The organism is Sphingomonas sp. SKA58 (genome assembly GCF_000153545.1).
GTDB lineage: Bacteria > Pseudomonadota > Alphaproteobacteria > Sphingomonadales > Sphingomonadaceae > Sphingobium > Sphingobium soli.
The window spans coordinates 1,827,467-1,841,010 of record NZ_CH959306.1 but is presented as its reverse complement, the minus strand read 5'-3'; the positions used below and the strand labels follow the sequence as shown (position 1 = coordinate 1,841,010).

17 protein-coding genes and 1 pseudogene are annotated in these 13,544 nt (G+C 61.1%); 5 read left to right on the top strand and 13 right to left on the bottom strand.

Annotated elements, in window-relative coordinates:
• Positions 1–21 precede the first annotated feature (21 nt).
• Positions 22–908 (bottom strand): annotated as a pseudogene (locus tag SKA58_RS19470) (IS3-like element ISSpma1 family transposase); the annotation flags it as partial.
• Between the two features lie 182 nt (positions 909–1,090).
• On the opposite strand from SKA58_RS19470, the gene SKA58_RS09325 reads away from it, so the two are divergent.
• The 3 genes from SKA58_RS09325 (at position 1,091) to SKA58_RS09315 (ending at position 3,240) form a co-directional block, all read left to right on the top strand.
• Complete coding sequence (locus SKA58_RS09325) at positions 1,091–1,456, top strand: hypothetical protein (RefSeq protein WP_232209392.1); 366 nt, start codon at positions 1,091–1,093, stop codon at positions 1,454–1,456.
• 345 nt (positions 1,457–1,801) lie between these two features.
• Complete coding sequence (locus tag SKA58_RS09320) at positions 1,802–2,230, top strand: hypothetical protein (RefSeq protein WP_198005935.1); 429 nt, start codon at positions 1,802–1,804, stop codon at positions 2,228–2,230.
• On the top strand, positions 2,230–3,240 hold the full coding sequence (locus SKA58_RS09315) for a serine/threonine-protein kinase (protein ID WP_009822162.1): 1,011 nt from the start codon (positions 2,230–2,232) through the stop codon (positions 3,238–3,240). The genes SKA58_RS09320 and SKA58_RS09315 overlap by 1 nt, the downstream gene beginning before the upstream one ends.
• 465 nt (positions 3,241–3,705) lie before the next feature.
• Here the strand turns inward: SKA58_RS09315 and tnpC are convergent, their stop codons facing one another.
• The 4 genes from tnpC to SKA58_RS09295 form a co-directional block, all read right to left on the bottom strand.
• A complete protein-coding gene (gene tnpC, locus SKA58_RS09310; RefSeq protein ID WP_083784884.1) occupies positions 3,706–5,322 on the bottom strand; it encodes an IS66 family transposase in 1,617 nt (538 codons plus the stop codon).
• A gap of 87 nt (positions 5,323–5,409) precedes the next feature.
• Positions 5,410–5,763 carry an IS66 family insertion sequence element accessory protein TnpB gene (gene tnpB, locus SKA58_RS09305; RefSeq protein WP_009822160.1) on the bottom strand — a complete coding sequence of 118 codons (354 nt, stop codon included), beginning with the start codon at positions 5,761–5,763 and terminating at the stop codon, positions 5,410–5,412.
• Positions 5,760–6,218, bottom strand: a complete 459-nt coding sequence (gene tnpA, locus SKA58_RS09300; RefSeq protein ID WP_009822159.1) for an IS66-like element accessory protein TnpA — start codon at positions 6,216–6,218, stop codon at positions 5,760–5,762. The genes tnpB and tnpA overlap by 4 nt, the downstream gene beginning before the upstream one ends.
• Positions 6,219–6,296: 78 nt before the next feature.
• Positions 6,297–6,695, bottom strand: a complete 399-nt coding sequence (locus tag SKA58_RS09295; RefSeq protein ID WP_009822158.1) for a transposase — start codon at positions 6,693–6,695, stop codon at positions 6,297–6,299.
• Between the two features lie 596 nt (positions 6,696–7,291).
• Here SKA58_RS09295 and SKA58_RS09290 point away from each other — a divergent pair.
• Positions 7,292–8,491 carry an IS256 family transposase gene (locus SKA58_RS09290; RefSeq protein ID WP_037542386.1) on the top strand — a complete coding sequence of 400 codons (1,200 nt, stop codon included), beginning with the start codon at positions 7,292–7,294 and terminating at the stop codon, positions 8,489–8,491.
• Positions 8,492–9,196: 705 nt separating this feature from the next.
• Here SKA58_RS09290 and SKA58_RS09280 read toward each other — a convergent pair.
• From SKA58_RS09280 to SKA58_RS09245, 8 genes are all read right to left on the bottom strand, one after another.
• Positions 9,197–9,400 carry a hypothetical protein gene (locus SKA58_RS09280; protein WP_037542818.1) on the bottom strand — a complete coding sequence of 68 codons (204 nt, stop codon included), beginning with the start codon at positions 9,398–9,400 and terminating at the stop codon, positions 9,197–9,199.
• A gap of 158 nt (positions 9,401–9,558) precedes the next feature.
• Positions 9,559–9,771 (bottom strand): cold-shock protein, encoded by a 213-nt coding sequence (locus SKA58_RS09275; protein WP_009822156.1) that lies wholly within the window; start codon positions 9,769–9,771, stop codon positions 9,559–9,561.
• Positions 9,772–9,980: 209 nt separating this feature from the next.
• Positions 9,981–11,126 carry a hypothetical protein gene (locus SKA58_RS09270; protein WP_009822155.1) on the bottom strand — a complete coding sequence of 382 codons (1,146 nt, stop codon included), beginning with the start codon at positions 11,124–11,126 and terminating at the stop codon, positions 9,981–9,983.
• Positions 11,127–11,287: 161 nt separating this feature from the next.
• Positions 11,288–11,632: a hypothetical protein gene (locus SKA58_RS09265; protein WP_009822154.1), complete on the bottom strand. Its 345-nt coding sequence runs from the start codon at positions 11,630–11,632 to the stop codon at positions 11,288–11,290.
• 77 nt (positions 11,633–11,709) lie between these two features.
• Positions 11,710–11,919, bottom strand: coding sequence for a type II toxin-antitoxin system RelE/ParE family toxin (locus SKA58_RS19465; protein WP_232209404.1), 210 nt, complete (start codon positions 11,917–11,919; stop codon positions 11,710–11,712).
• Between the two features lie 65 nt (positions 11,920–11,984).
• Positions 11,985–12,179: a type II toxin-antitoxin system RelB family antitoxin gene (gene relB / locus SKA58_RS09255; RefSeq protein WP_009822152.1), complete on the bottom strand. Its 195-nt coding sequence runs from the start codon at positions 12,177–12,179 to the stop codon at positions 11,985–11,987.
• Positions 12,180–12,260: 81 nt separating this feature from the next.
• On the bottom strand, positions 12,261–12,584 hold the full coding sequence (locus SKA58_RS09250) for a DUF5615 family PIN-like protein (RefSeq protein ID WP_009822151.1): 324 nt from the start codon (positions 12,582–12,584) through the stop codon (positions 12,261–12,263).
• Positions 12,584–12,802 carry a DUF433 domain-containing protein gene (locus tag SKA58_RS09245; protein WP_009822150.1) on the bottom strand — a complete coding sequence of 73 codons (219 nt, stop codon included), beginning with the start codon at positions 12,800–12,802 and terminating at the stop codon, positions 12,584–12,586. The genes SKA58_RS09250 and SKA58_RS09245 overlap by 1 nt, the downstream gene beginning before the upstream one ends.
• Before the next feature lie 137 nt (positions 12,803–12,939).
• On the opposite strand from SKA58_RS09245, the gene SKA58_RS19460 reads away from it, so the two are divergent.
• A complete protein-coding gene (locus SKA58_RS19460) occupies positions 12,940–13,533 on the top strand; it encodes a hypothetical protein (protein ID WP_083784870.1) in 594 nt (197 codons plus the stop codon).
• Positions 13,534–13,544: the final 11 nt, after the last annotated feature.

Sequence of the window (13,544 nt, the reverse complement as noted above, 5' to 3'; positions counted from 1 at the left end):
GCGATGTAGAGGGTCTCACGCTATCTGCCCCAGCCACTTCTGGACGGCGGTCGCGATAAACTCGCTACCATTATCGGATCGTATATGCGCTGGCGGCCCACGCGAGATGAACAGGTAGGCCAGGGCCGCCAGAACATCCTCGTGTTTGAGCTTCCGTGCGACGATGAGCGCCAGACATTCCCTGCTGGCCTCGTCGATGATCGTCAGGATGCGGAACTTGCGGCCGTCATGCGTGCGCCCCTCGACGAAGTCGTAGGCCCACACGTGCCCCGGATACTCGGGCCGCAGCCGGATGCACGATCCGTCATTGAGCCATAGACGCCCGCGCTTTGGCTGGCGCTGCGGGACTTTCAGTCCTTCACGCCGCCATATCCGCTCGACCCGCTTATGGTTCACCGTCCACCCCGCATGGCACAGCAACGCTGTAACCCGGCGGTAGCCGTAACGACCATATTGCTTCGCCAATGCAATGATGTCCTCGGTCAGTGCCTGTTCGTCATCCGCCCCGCGCGGTATCTTGCGCTGCGTCGATCGATGCTGACCCAGCACCCGGCATATCCGTCGCTCGGATACACGGACTGGCAGATCCCGTCGCACCTGATCGATGCAGCGCCGCCGCCGCGCGGGGCTCAGAAGTTTCCCCGTGCAGCCTCCTGCAGGATCAGCTTGTCTAGCGTCAGGTCCGAGATCGCCCGGCGCAGCCGCTGGTTCTCCTTCTCCAGATCCTTCATCCGCCGCGCCTGATCGGTCTTCAGGCCGCCATACTCCTTGCGCCACCGATAATAGGTCTGCTCGCTGACCGCGATCCGCCGGCACGCCTCGGCAGTCGAGGCTCCCTGCGCCAGCACAATCTCAACCTCACGCAGCTTGCCGATGATCTCTTCTGGCTTGTGCTTCTTGCTCGGCATTCAATGTCCCCTTCATGGTCCAGACTATCATAGTCTCTGGGCCACTCAGCGGGGGGCAGATCATGGATGGCCTGGCATTGTGCCTTGTTGAAGAGAAGCAGCTCTCCGCCCTCAACCGACAAGAAATCGAACGTCCTGCCCTCACCAATGTCAGATCGCCAGATTGAAGCCCTAATGTCACTGTGATTGCCATCAGAATGCGCATAAATCCTGTTGCGGGTATCTATCAGCATCTCGTGAAGGCTGGTTTCCTCGGCCGACAATTTGAAGGTTCGTCCCAGCTGTTTCCAACTGAAAGGTGCAGCCATCCCGCGCGCAGTTGTGAATGGCCGCGCATAGGACACAACCATCGACGTTTCGTAGCACTTGAACCGGCGTCGATCTTCCTGCGTGCATCGTTCGATTTCCCAATCGACGTCTTCCACCAAGAATGTCGCCGCGCTCAAAGCGTGACGAAAATCAAGGGCGCTCATCATCAGTCGATGATGCTGACCCTTCAGGTGCTGCTCGGTCGTAAGCTTGGATTTGCTCATAAACAGGGCTTGTAAGAGGCAAATACTATAATCAACGTCCGAGATGACATGAAGGGGGTAGGCAAATCAAGCATTGCATGACTATCTGCTCGGCCGCTGTTTGACCTAAGGATGAAAGTCACGGGGTAATCCGGCGTTGGTGCGGCAGGGCATATCGGCGTGGTTTAGTAGACTCCTGCCGGGAAATTCTCGACTTTCGCACGCGTCATGTCTCGGGTCCATTCTCGGAGCCGCCGAATCCCGTTCGTTCTCATTTGCTTTTCTGCGCCATCCGCTCGATGTACTATCGAGGCTAACAACAGGGTGAAGTGAATGGCAGAAAGATGGCTGGGGCTGACTGCCTCTAAGGACTCCGTAGTGATGGTGGATGCCGAAATACCTGATGACGGGGACGACCCCATCATTATCCACTCTGATGACACGTGGCGCGTCCAAAAGGGTGACCGGGCGGAGGCTTACAATGTGCTGCACCAACAGTGCGCCGACTACGTCAAGGAGAACGGCATCGACGCCGTCGTGGTGAAGGCCAGCGCCGTCGCGGGCAAGGGCTCAGCCACCCTCGGTTTCCTTCTCAGTGCCGAAGTGCGCGGCATCGTGATCGCTGCCGCGGCATCACATTGTCCGGTCAAGGCGCTGTCCAAGGCGGTCATCAGCCGTACCTACGGCGACCGAAAGGTTGATGAGTACCTGGCCGATGATTCCTTCTGGGCGGACAATACAGACGGTGGAGAACTGCGGAAACTTAGCCGAGAGGCGGCGATGCTGCTGATTGCGACGAGGAATGCCTGATGGCGGACTACGTCTCCGACCTGAAGCTGGGAGCAAAACTGGGCAATGGCGCCTTCGGCGAGGTGTACCTTGGCGAGGACCCGGCTCACGGCGAAGTCGCAATTAAGGTCATAAAAAGGGAATTATACCACGATGACGCTCGATGGGCTGACTATAAAGCGGGCTGCTTAAACGAAGCCCGCAACCTAGCGAAGGCAACCCACCGTAACGTCGTTCAGGTGCACCATGTAGCGGAGGCGCAGGGGGGAGACAGCATCGTAATCTGCATGGCCTTCTGCCCGGGCGGATCGCTGCAATCGGCTTTTGAGAACGGACCGATGACCCTCTCGGCCGTGCGCAAGGTCGGCAATGACGTCCTAATGGGTCTCAACACCATGCACGCGCGCGGTATGGTGCACCGGGACATCAAGCCCGCCAACATCCTGTTGAACGTAAAGGGTCAGGCCCAAATTAGCGACTTCGGCCTCGTTACCGACGACCTCGTGCTCGGCTACGCTTCACAGGCTGGTTACAGCGACCACATTGCCTACGAAGTTTGGAACGGCAAAGGGACTAGCGCGAAGTCTGATGTTTGGGCGTTGGGCATGACGCTCTACCGGCTGCTGCACGGGCAGGTTTGGTACGAGGAGGGACCTGACCCGCGAGACATCGTGAGGCACGGCGGGTTCGCTGATACCCTACGGTGGCTTCCGCACATCCCAAAGGCTTCGCGCCGCGTGATCCGCAAGATGCTCAACGACGACGACGCGGTCCGCTACCAGAACGCGGCCCAAACGTTAAAGGCGCTCGCCAACGTTCCGACCTTACCGCTGTGGGAACCGTCGGTGAAAAAGGACGTGATCCGTTGGGAGCAGATCAAGGGCAAGCGTCGGATCGTCGCTGAGTGGAAGCGACTGTCGCCCCGCAAGCATGAGTGGAAGGCGTGGAGTGAGCCTACCGGAGCGAGACAGAGCAAGACGCTGGCCGGTTCGGGCGGAGGTAAGCGTCCGCCCGGGACCGTTGGCGGCTGAAAACGCTTATTGCGGACATCGCCTAGCCGCCTTAGCCTATCTCATGAAATCAAACGGTGGCTACTTCTGCTCGAGGTGGGGAATGTTGGGGTGAGCCTGGAAACCGGAACAGAAGCTAGACTGGCGCTGGCGAGACGCTGGGAGACGCCAGCTCGGTGGATCATGTATTTGGCGATGGCGGGCATCGCCCTATCGTGGCTGGTGCAAGAATTTTGGGTGGCCCTTGCATCTGCGACCGTTGCCATGCCGGCTGCTTGGCTCTTCAACCTTCACTGTCCGAAGTGCGCTTGGCCAGCCTACCGTGTTTATGGGTCAGCGAAGGCCAAGCAAGCCGCAGACCAATTCCTCGCACCGCTGTATTCCAAGCATCTTTGGAAGCAGCCGACGGCGTGTTCAAAATGCGGGCATTCGTTCCGCTCGTCAGAAAATATTGGCAAGATCGCTCACTAACACCCGAATGCGCGTTCACGCTTGCGGGGTAGCCCAGTTCCAAGGCAACAGTTCATCGATCCGGTTGATCGGATGCCCCTTGCCGATGCGCTCGAGCACGTTGGCCAGCCATTCCTGCGGATTGATGCCGTTGAGCTTGGTCGTTTCGAGCAGTGAATACATGGCGGCGGCGCGCTCACCTCCACAGTCGGCGCCAGCGAACATCCAATTCTTGCGGCCCACGGCTATACCTCTGAGGGCATTCTCTGCCGGATTGTTGTCGATCTCCAGTCTGCCGTCGTCGGTGTAGGCGAGCAGTTGCGGCTTCAGCTTCACCGCATAGCGCAGCGCCTCGGCCAGCGGCGATCGGGCCGAGGCCCTCGACAGCACCTCGTCGGCCCACGCGAAGAAATCCAGCGCTTTCAGCTTGGAGAGTTTCCGAGCCTTGCGACGGAAATCCGCAGGTTCGCGCCCAATCTGCCTCTCGACGTCGTACAACTCGCCGATCAGTTGCAGCCCTTCGAGTGCAGCCGAGTTCGGGTCTGCCTTGTAGACATCGTTCAGCTTGCGCCGGGCATGGGCCCAGCACGCAACGGGCGTTATTGGCGCTGGCTTGCGGTCACTCGCGTAGAGGCGCTCGAAACCGGCATAGGCATCCGCCTGCAGAAAGCCTGCAAAGGTCTTGAGATGCTCACGTGGTCGCTCACCCTTACGATCGGGGCTGTAGTGGAACAGCGCAGCCGGCTTATCCAAGTGGCTCCATCGTCGGTTATCGCGAAGGTAAACCCATAGTCGCCCGGTTGCCGTCTTCCCGGTCCCCGGCGCCAGCACGGGAACGGGTGTATCGTCGGCGTGGAGCTTCACGCTGGCCATGACGTGATCGGCGATCCGATCCACTAGCGGTTGCAGCAGCCAGCTTGCTTGGCCGAGCCAGTCCGCCATCGTCGAGCGGCTGATCTCGACACCCTCTCGCGCGTAGATCTGTGATTGGCGGTACAGCGGCAGGTGATCAGCGAATTTGGAAACGATGACGTGAGCCAGCAGGCCGGGGCCAGCGCGGCCACGCGGCACGGGAAGCGCCGGGGCTGGTGCCTGGCTGATTGCATCGCAGCGGTTGCAGGAAAGCTTGGGCCGGACATGACGGACGACGCGGAAGCGGCCGGGGACATACTCCAGCACTTCGGTCACGTCCTCACCGAGCTTGCCCATCGTGCCGCCACAGGCGGAGCAGCCGTCGGCATCCGGCGCTGCGTGCATAACCTCATCGCGAGGAAGGTGGTCGGGCAGTGGCGCACGGCGAGGCTTGCGAGGGGCAGCCTTGGTCGGGGAATCTTCGGGCGCATGGCACTCGATCACACACTCGGCGTGGGCATGCTCGGCCTCGAGATCCTCCAGCGTCAGTTCGAGTTGATCGGCCTGAAGAGCAAGGCGTTCCGACGACTGACCAAACTTCATGCGCCGGAGGCGGGCCAACTGGACCTTGAACTTCTCGATCTGCAGCGCCGTCAACAGAATCGAGTTCTGCGCGGTCTCGAGCTTCCCACGTGTCTCGTCATGGGCCGCGCGTTCGGCTTCCAGCTCCTGCTCCGAAGCGGCCAGACGTGCGCGCATCGCCTCGGCAAAAGCGCGCAGTTCTGCGGGGTCGGCAGGCAGTTCGAGATCGTCGGGAGACACGCTTCCCGATAGCAGAATCCGGCCTTCCGCCCAAGCAGTAAGCCCGGAAATAGGCCGTTTATTGCGTCAAATCTGCACTGGCAGGCGGGGTGGATCAGGGGCGACGGTGCGCCGCCAATCCATTGCTTCGATCAGCAACGCGAACTGCGCCGGGGTCAGCACGACGCCGCCTTCTATGAGCGGCGGCCAGACGAAACGGCTGCGTTCCAAACGCTTGGCGAACAGGCAAAGCCCGGTCCCATCCCAATGCAGTGCCTTCAGGTAGTTGCCGCTCTTGCTGCGAAACAGGAAGACATGCCCGCCGTAGGGTTCGACCGCGAATAGCGGGCGGACCAGCGCCGCCAGCCCATCGAAACCGAGCCGCATGCTGACCGGCTTGCTCGCCAGATAGACCTTTGTTCCGGGCGCAAGCGAGATCACGAGACGTCCCGGAATGCACGCAGCACGCGGGCTAGCGCCTTCTCGTTCACGTAGCTGTCCACCGACAGGCGAACCCCGCTGGGCAGGTCTATGTCTATCGCGCCGGGACGGGCACCGGGATGCGGCCGGATCAGTTCCTCCGGCGCTGGCGGTATCGGCGACGGAACGGGTCGCGGCGTTTTCTGGGGCTCGGGCACCGCCGGCGCAGTGGCCGGCTCCGTCTCTATTATCGCACCGTAGGGAATGAACTCCAAAGCTTCACTGGCGATAGCCGCTGCTTGGCGGCGCGCTGATCGCCAGTTATAGATCAAGCTCTCGGCAATCTCATGACGCTCAGCAACCTGGCGGACCGATACGCCGTCTGTATTCGCCTCGGCGAGGATCGCCGCCTTCTCGGCATGCGAAAACTTTCTGCGCCGCTCGGTGCGTGTTATTATCTCTACCCGGTCCTTCACTCGGCCTCCTTCTGGAGTCCAGAAAGAGACTCCTTAGCGGAGGTCCATCAGCGCCGAGCCCAAATGCCGCAACACGCCCTAGAGCGGACGCTTACCCCCGCTGGGCAGGTCTATGTCTATCGCGCCGGGACGGGCACCGGGATGCGGCCGGATCAGTTCCTCCGGCGCTGGCGGTATCGGCGACGGAACGGGTCGCGGCGTTTTCTGGGGCTCGGGCACCGCCGGCGCAGTGGCCGGCTCCGTCTCTATTATCGCACCGTAGGGAATGAACTCCAAAGCTTCACTGGCGATAGCCGCTGCTTGGCGGCGCGCTGATCGCCAGTTATAGATCAAGCTCTCGGCAATCTCATGACGCTCAGCAACCTGGCGGACCGATACGCCGTCTGTATTCGCCTCGGCGAGGATCGCCGCCTTCTCGGCATGCGAAAACTTTCTGCGCCGCTCGGTGCGTGTTATTATCTCTACCCGGTCCTTCACTCGGCCTCCTTCTGGAGTCCAGAAAGAGACTCCTTAGCGGAGGTCCATCAGCGCCGAGCCCAAATGCCGCAACACGCCCTAGAGCGGACGCTTACGGGCGGAGTGGTAAGCCGTGCGGATGCCGTGAAGGCACTCGAGGCGTTTTTCGGCGTTTAGCTTGCTCTGAAACGCCTTTGCAAAAGGAACCGGCCCGACAAATCCGCTGGCGTGATCCGCTTGAGATCAAGTCGGGAAGCTGCGGCTGCTTGCCGTTCGTTCGCGCATTTTTTGCAGTGCGCTTGGTTTGCAACGACGCCCTCCGCAGGACGCCAGTGACGGCCGCAATTACGGCATTTAGGCAGACTCAGGGTCAAGTTGGGCGACTTGCGGCTCATAAGCTCCTCGCCTTCATGGGAACCAAGCTGTGAACAAATGGTGACTCATTAGGCCGTGTCCCGTTAAGTGGTGTAACAGCGTCACCGTTGGGGCGTGAAGCGGAGGGAGCGTAGCGACCGGAGCTTCATGCCCCAACGGTGGCATGGCTTCTGTCTAGGCGGCCATCGCCAATCTTCGGTAGAGTTCGGGTTGCGAAACCAATGAACCTATCGGAGACGACGATGACCACAGACAGAATGGCCCTTATTGAGCTGGTTGAAAAGGGCGCTGATGCGGATCTCGTTCGCGAGATGTTGGCATTTGCCGCTGAGCGAATGATGGAAGCTGAAGTGCAGGTGCTGACTGGCGCCGCGCATGGCGCTCGCGACCCTGCCGGGCGACAGGTCCAGCGCAACGGCTATCGAGAGCGTTCCTGGGAGACCAGGGCCGGCCACATCGAACTGGAGATCCCGCGGCTACGCAAGGGATCGTATTTCCCATCCTTCCTTGAACCCCGTCGGACTGCCGAGAAGGCGCTGACGGCGGTGATCCAGGAAGCCTATGTCCAGGGCATTTCGACGCGATCGGTCGATAATCTCGTGAAGGCCATGGGCGCTACGGGCATCTCCAAGAGCGCCGTCAGCCGACTGATCCAAGAGATTGACGAACGGGTTAACGCTTTCCTCAACAGGCCAATCGAGGGCGAATTCCCTTATCTGTGGCTCGATGCGACCTACATCAAATCGCGCCAGGGTGGCCGGATTGTGTCGACCGCGACGATAATAGCTGTCGGTGTCAGCAACGATGGCCGCCGCGAGATACTGGGCGTCGACACCGGGCCAACCGAGGCCGAAACCTTCTGGAAGGGCTTCTTGCGCTCTCTTGCCGATCGCGGGCTCCGGGGCGTCAAGCTTGTCATTGCAGACGATCACAAGGGCCTACGCGCCGCTGCCAGCAAGGTTTTCCACGCAACCCAGCAACGCTGTCGGATTCATTGGATGCGCAATGCGCTCGCCCATGTTTCCACTAAGCAGCGTGCTGCCGTCACCGCCATGATCAAGACAATTTTCGCGCAGGAAACTGCTCAGGAGGCTCATAAGCAATGGCAAACAGTCGCCGATGCCCTGCGTGATCGCGCTCCCAAACTTGCTGAGATGATGGATGGCTCCCGCGAAGACGTCCTCGCTTACACAGCCTTCCCGAAAGAACATTGGCCGCAGATTTCCAGCACAAATCCCCTGGAACGTCTCAACGGAGAGATTAAACGAAGGTCCGACGTTGTCGGCATCTTTCCCAATGACGCGGCCATTGTACGCCTCGTCGGAGCCCTCATGCTCGAACAGCAGGACGAATGGGCCGTGGCTCGCCGATATATGACACTTGAAAGTCTCGCCACCGTCAGCGACAATCCCCTCATCAGTTTGCCCGGCGTGGCAGCCTGATCCAGTCCGATCCTCTACCGAGGATACCCGCTGTTACACCATCCCCCGGGACACGATCACTCATTAGTGGGAAAATGTCAAGGGCGCGGCTTTACGCATTGCGGCTCGTGTGCGGCTTCCAACAGACAGTCGCGGCACATTCGATGGCCCGCCCCCTCGCTGCGGAAATTATTACGACGCCGCAGGTAGCCCCGACGGTTCAGCATGTCTCCGTTGCTCAGCCCGCGATCATAGTCAACAGCAACAAGTCGGGTGCGTTCTGAGCGGCCCGCCTATCATGGTCGGATGGCCGAGTTTGGCAGCGGCGGACTTTCACATCACTGGTGCGGAAGGACCGGCTTTGATCGACAACTACCGGCAGCCGACGTCGCGTGTGCGTCAGCTATCCTTGAAGCCCGGCTCCTAACCGGACGGTCGCCGACCGGCCAGATTTTGGTATCAGAGCGGCGAATCGGATGGGCCGCACCTAGGGATCGAAAAATCGAGGCTGAAAGTCTCATTTGGGTCGCGAACTGTCGGCAGATTTTTGCCAAATCTGAAGTTGAGTGACTCGAACAGCCGCCGAAACGCCCTGAAAAGAGCTGGGGGTATGATGGGGGGTATCAGACCATTTGACTTTTCAAAGTTACCTGAATACAGGGATTTTCCGGTGCTATTCGATGACCGTAAGCGCACCATTTTCCTGTTTTCGTGGCGTTTACGGGGTCAGGCGGGGGTTTCTGGCGTGGCGGTGGCGGCGAGTTCGGCTTCGCGGCGGGCGCGGTTGCGGTCGCCCAGGTCCTGGCGCTGGGCCATGGCGGTGAAGGCGGCGGCGGAGCGCAGGCAGCGGTCGCGCACATTGTCGAGCAGGGCGGCGTCCGCTTCGGCATGGGCCTTGTCAGCGAGCGCGCGATAGTCGGGATTGGCCACGGATAATTGTCCTTCGCATCCCCAGGGAAGAAGGCCGGGCATCATGGGATGGACACCCGGCCGGCCCGCACTGCCCACTCAGCGCGAACGCCGGGCGGGCAGGGGCCTTTCCGTTCAGCGATGGGCGGCCCGCGACGCGCGCGATCCGCCCGGACGCCTTATTCGGCGTGGGTGAGGTTCACAGCCGCCATCTTGCCGCGACGGTCCTGCTCCAGATCATAGGAGACGCGGTCCTTTTCGCGCAGCGTGGCGAGGCCAGCGCGCTCGACGGCGGTGATGTGGACGAACGCGTCGGGGGTGCCGTCATCGGGAGCGATGAAGCCATAGCCCTTGTCGGCGTTGAAGAATTTGACGGTGCCGGTGATGGCCATTGGGTATTCCTTCTTGTTTGCGGCGCGCCCCGTATGGGCGGGCCAAGGGCCAGAGAGGCAGGGAAAGAAGGAAGTTGGTGCCGCAAAGCGCCGAAGACCGTCGATTTGCGACTGTAGCCCGTCCCATATAGGGCATCAGGCGTGCAATAGCAAATCGCGGTACCGGGCGGCGCGGCATCCGGGGCCGGCGAAGGACGACAGGGGCAGGATCAGTGCGGAGGGTCCGCCGCGCAGGTCGCGCCGGCCGGCTCGGCCGAATCGGCGGCATTGTCGCACCCGGCCGCCGCCGCGTCGAAGCCGAAATAGGCGTCGCGCGCGCGGATCGCCGCTTCCTTATAGGGCAGATATTCCGCCTCCAGCTGCCGGGCCACGGCCTGTTCCTCGTCCATGGTCAGTTCACGCTGATAATCGTCGGGATCATACATCTCGTCGGTTTCCTCGCCAGTGAAGTCGGGCGGCGGGGGGAAATCGGTGCGCCAAGCGTTATAGAGCGTGTCCCACCAGACGCCGCGCAGCCCGGCGGCGGCTTCCTCCGGCGGCAGGTCCATGAGGTGGGGGAAGGCCTCAGCCGAGCGAAGTTCACACCGTTCATGCGCGGCGGAAAAGGGCGGGTTCAGCCCGGTTTCGCCATGGGCGACGGGGCCAAACGCGCTGCCCTGCGCGGTGGTGGACAACAGATTGCGGCGCACCGCGATGAACATGGCGACGGAGGCGGCGGACGTCACCAGCACGGCGGCCTCGTCCTCGACCGGGTCGGGATCGCCGGGCCGTTCGCCCAGCAGGGTCTGCGCGTCGGCGCTGGTGCGGGCGGAGGGTTCCTGACCGACAAGGGGCAGCTCGTCGCGCGCCACTTCGTCCAGCATGACCGCATAGGGGCAGATCATGTCGCAATAGGCAGTGAAATCCTGCGCCACGATGCGGGCCAGCGCGGCGTCGGAGCCTTCGGCGGGCGCATCGGCCATGCGATCGAGCCGGGAGAGCATCGACATGGCGAGGCGATTGTCATGGCGGTGGCGGCGCACCTCATAATTGTCGGGATCGCGGCGGATGACCTCTTCCTGCCCGGTGATCGCGCGGGCGAGCAGATCGGTCGCGAGCCGATCCCGCGCGATCAGGATCGCCGCGTCCCAGCCCAGCCGAAAGGCCGCGCCATCGTGACGGATGCGCAGATTATAGGCGCTGCGTGCGGTGATGCGCACGCTTTCGCAGGCGAGCATGATGACGCCGGTGGCGGCGAGCGTTTCCAGGAAGCGCCGCTGCCGCGCGGGCGTCCACCCATCGGCGCGGGTCGCATCGGCCGGGGTGGGGAGGTCATCGGGGAGCGAGGGGACGGGCGGCGGCACAATCGCGGTCATGGCAAGGCTCCTGTTTCCAGAATGAGGCTTGCCGAAAGGGTAGGCAGATGGGGCGGGTGTAGGACAGGGCAATAGGATTTTGGGCGCGCGCGTGGTTGCGCGGCCATGCCCGCCCCCTTGTCACCGCCCCGGAAGGCGTCAGGGGGCGGGGAAGGCCATTCTTATTGCGTGAACATATTCTTGTCGGTGACGACCAGATTGGTCACGCCGCAATAATCGACCGGGCTGTCAAATTCGCTGCCGTCGGAAAAGACGATTCGGGTCTGCACCTCGCAGCGTTCATCGCCTTCGAAGAATTTGAGCGGCCGGGTGGCGGCGGGCTTGACCGGCATTTTGAGCCAGTCCTTCGACCAGCTGCCATCCTTACGCTTGGTGAAAAACTGGATGGCGTCCACGGTCGATTTGTTGACGAGGACAAAGGCATTGTCGTCGCCATCATCGGCATGGGCCGCAGGCGCGATGAACAAGGCAGCGCAGAGCGCAGCGGTGGCGGCAAATGATTTCATGAAAGTCCCCCCTGAAACGGCGCGCGACGGGAGTCGCGGCCGTGGGACACGGGGTTAGCGGGCGTTACAGGTGGGCGCTAGGGATATTGCTGGCGGGTGTGAAGAAGCGCCAATATCTGAATGCGGTCGGTCATGACGCGATATACAAGAATGTAGTTGGGATGAACGACCGCTTCGCGCGTGCCGGGGACGCGGCCTGGACGATGAAGGTAAGGATGGTCGGGCAGGCGATCGGCAGCATGGCGGATGGCAGCGCCGATACGGTCGGCCGCCGTCGGGTTCCGCATTTCAATATAGTCGATGACCTGTTCGAGTTTTCGGAGTGCGCTGGCTCTCCAGACGACCGGCAGCACTAGGCGGTCTTGCGTTCGTTCGCCTGTTTGCGGCGGTCTATGATGGCCTGCATCCGCGCCATCGCTTCGTCATGCGGGATGTCGGGTTGGTCTGAGGCCATGGCGGCTTCCACCTCAGCGCGGAACCAAGCGTCATAGGCTTCCGCTTCCTCGGTCGTCGCGAACTCGGACTCGATGGGGGTGAGTTTGGTCATGGAGATTAGAATAGCAGAGCAGCGAATGTTTATCCAGATTGGGGACGGAGTTGCCTCCATAGTGGATCAATCCGAGACCGATCAGCGCGCCTCTATGACCCGATCGCCCTGATCGAGACGCTCGGCGATCATCGGCCAGCGGACGTCGAGCCAAATGCGCAGGCCGCGATTGCTGATATTGCCGCAGCGGAACCAGAGCAGACGGGATTTGACCGGCGGGTGACGCAGGAGAAAATCGTCGTCCTTCGTGACAAGGATCATGCCGTGCCGTTCGACATGGGCCGCAATAATGGCATCGGGTGTCTGGCCGCCCAGTTCTGTGCTGACATGGGTGGCGATCAGGCCGCGCTCCGCAAACCATCCGCACAGGGCGGGTGGCAGTTGCGCGTCGATCAGCAGGTGCATCAGGCGGCTTGGACGACCGTATGGTCCACCGCGCGCGCGCCATAGGCGAGGCAGGCGTGGACGTCTTCGCGGGTGAGATAGGGGAAGTCTTCCAGCAGTTCCTCGACGCTGACCGAGGAGGCGAGCGCATCGAGCACGTCGCTGACGCGCATCCGGGTGCCCACGACGATCGGGCGGCCGCCGCAGACATTGGGGTCGATGACGATGCGTGTGGTCATCGGTGGAGTATGTGGGGGCGGGGCGGGGGCGTCAAGGTGGTGACAGCAAAGCTATTTTTGCAACTCACCAGAAAACTGAACCATTTGAGTCACTTATCTTTCGTTGACTAACGTGTTGATTCTGCTAAGCTTTCTTAATGGATGCAACATACAATTTGAACGGCGGGTTTAAGCCCACTACTAAGCGCTTCGCCGACTTGGACGGGCCGGACTTCTTTCCGACTCCTGCATGGGCGACTCGCGCACTGATCGATAATGAAGATTTTCGGGGCGATATATGGGAGTGCGCCTGTGGCGATGGAGCTATGTCAGAGGTCCTCGAAAAAACTGGCAACAAGGTTATTAGCTCCGATCTGATTGATCGCGGCTATGGCGAGGGTGATCATGACTTCCTCGATAGCGAGCGCAGAGCGCCGAACATCGTTACCAACCCGCCTTACAATGCGGCAGAAGGATTTGTTCGTTCCGGGCTGAAGCGTGCCGATCGCAAATTCGCGCTTCTGTTGCGACTAGCTTTTTTGGAAGGAGCCAACCGCCAGCGTACCATTTTTACAGATGCTCCCCCTTCGCGCGTTTGGGTGTTCAGTGAACGTATTACATTTTATCCCGCTGGCGCGGTGCCAAAAGGAACCGGCACAACTGCGTATGCTTGGTTCGTATGGGACAAAAATGCTCCTGCGAGCACTGAATTAAAATGGTTTAAGCCGGGTTATAAAGCGCTTTACGGATAAAGTCCTAACGC

Coding starts and splice junctions, on each gene's coding strand:
- relB (WP_009822152.1), bottom strand. CDS start 12,179: ATGACCAAACTCACCCCCATCGAGTCCGAGTTCGCGACGACCGAGGAA.
- SKA58_RS09290 (WP_037542386.1), top strand. CDS start 7,292: ATGACCACAGACAGAATGGCCCTTATTGAGCTGGTTGAAAAGGGCGCT.
- SKA58_RS09270 (WP_009822155.1), bottom strand. CDS start 11,126: ATGACCGCGATTGTGCCGCCGCCCGTCCCCTCGCTCCCCGATGACCTC.
- SKA58_RS09315 (WP_009822162.1), top strand. CDS start 2,230: ATGGCGGACTACGTCTCCGACCTGAAGCTGGGAGCAAAACTGGGCAAT.
- SKA58_RS19460 (WP_083784870.1), top strand. CDS start 12,940: ATGGATGCAACATACAATTTGAACGGCGGGTTTAAGCCCACTACTAAG.
- SKA58_RS19465 (WP_232209404.1), bottom strand. CDS start 11,919: ATGCGGAACCCGACGGCGGCCGACCGTATCGGCGCTGCCATCCGCCAT.
- SKA58_RS09320 (WP_198005935.1), top strand. CDS start 1,802: ATGGTGGATGCCGAAATACCTGATGACGGGGACGACCCCATCATTATC.
- SKA58_RS09245 (WP_009822150.1), bottom strand. CDS start 12,802: ATGACCACACGCATCGTCATCGACCCCAATGTCTGCGGCGGCCGCCCG.
- SKA58_RS09275 (WP_009822156.1), bottom strand. CDS start 9,771: ATGGCCATCACCGGCACCGTCAAATTCTTCAACGCCGACAAGGGCTAT.
- SKA58_RS09265 (WP_009822154.1), bottom strand. CDS start 11,632: ATGAAATCATTTGCCGCCACCGCTGCGCTCTGCGCTGCCTTGTTCATC.
- SKA58_RS09250 (WP_009822151.1), bottom strand. CDS start 12,584: ATGCACCTGCTGATCGACGCGCAACTGCCACCCGCCCTGTGCGGATGG.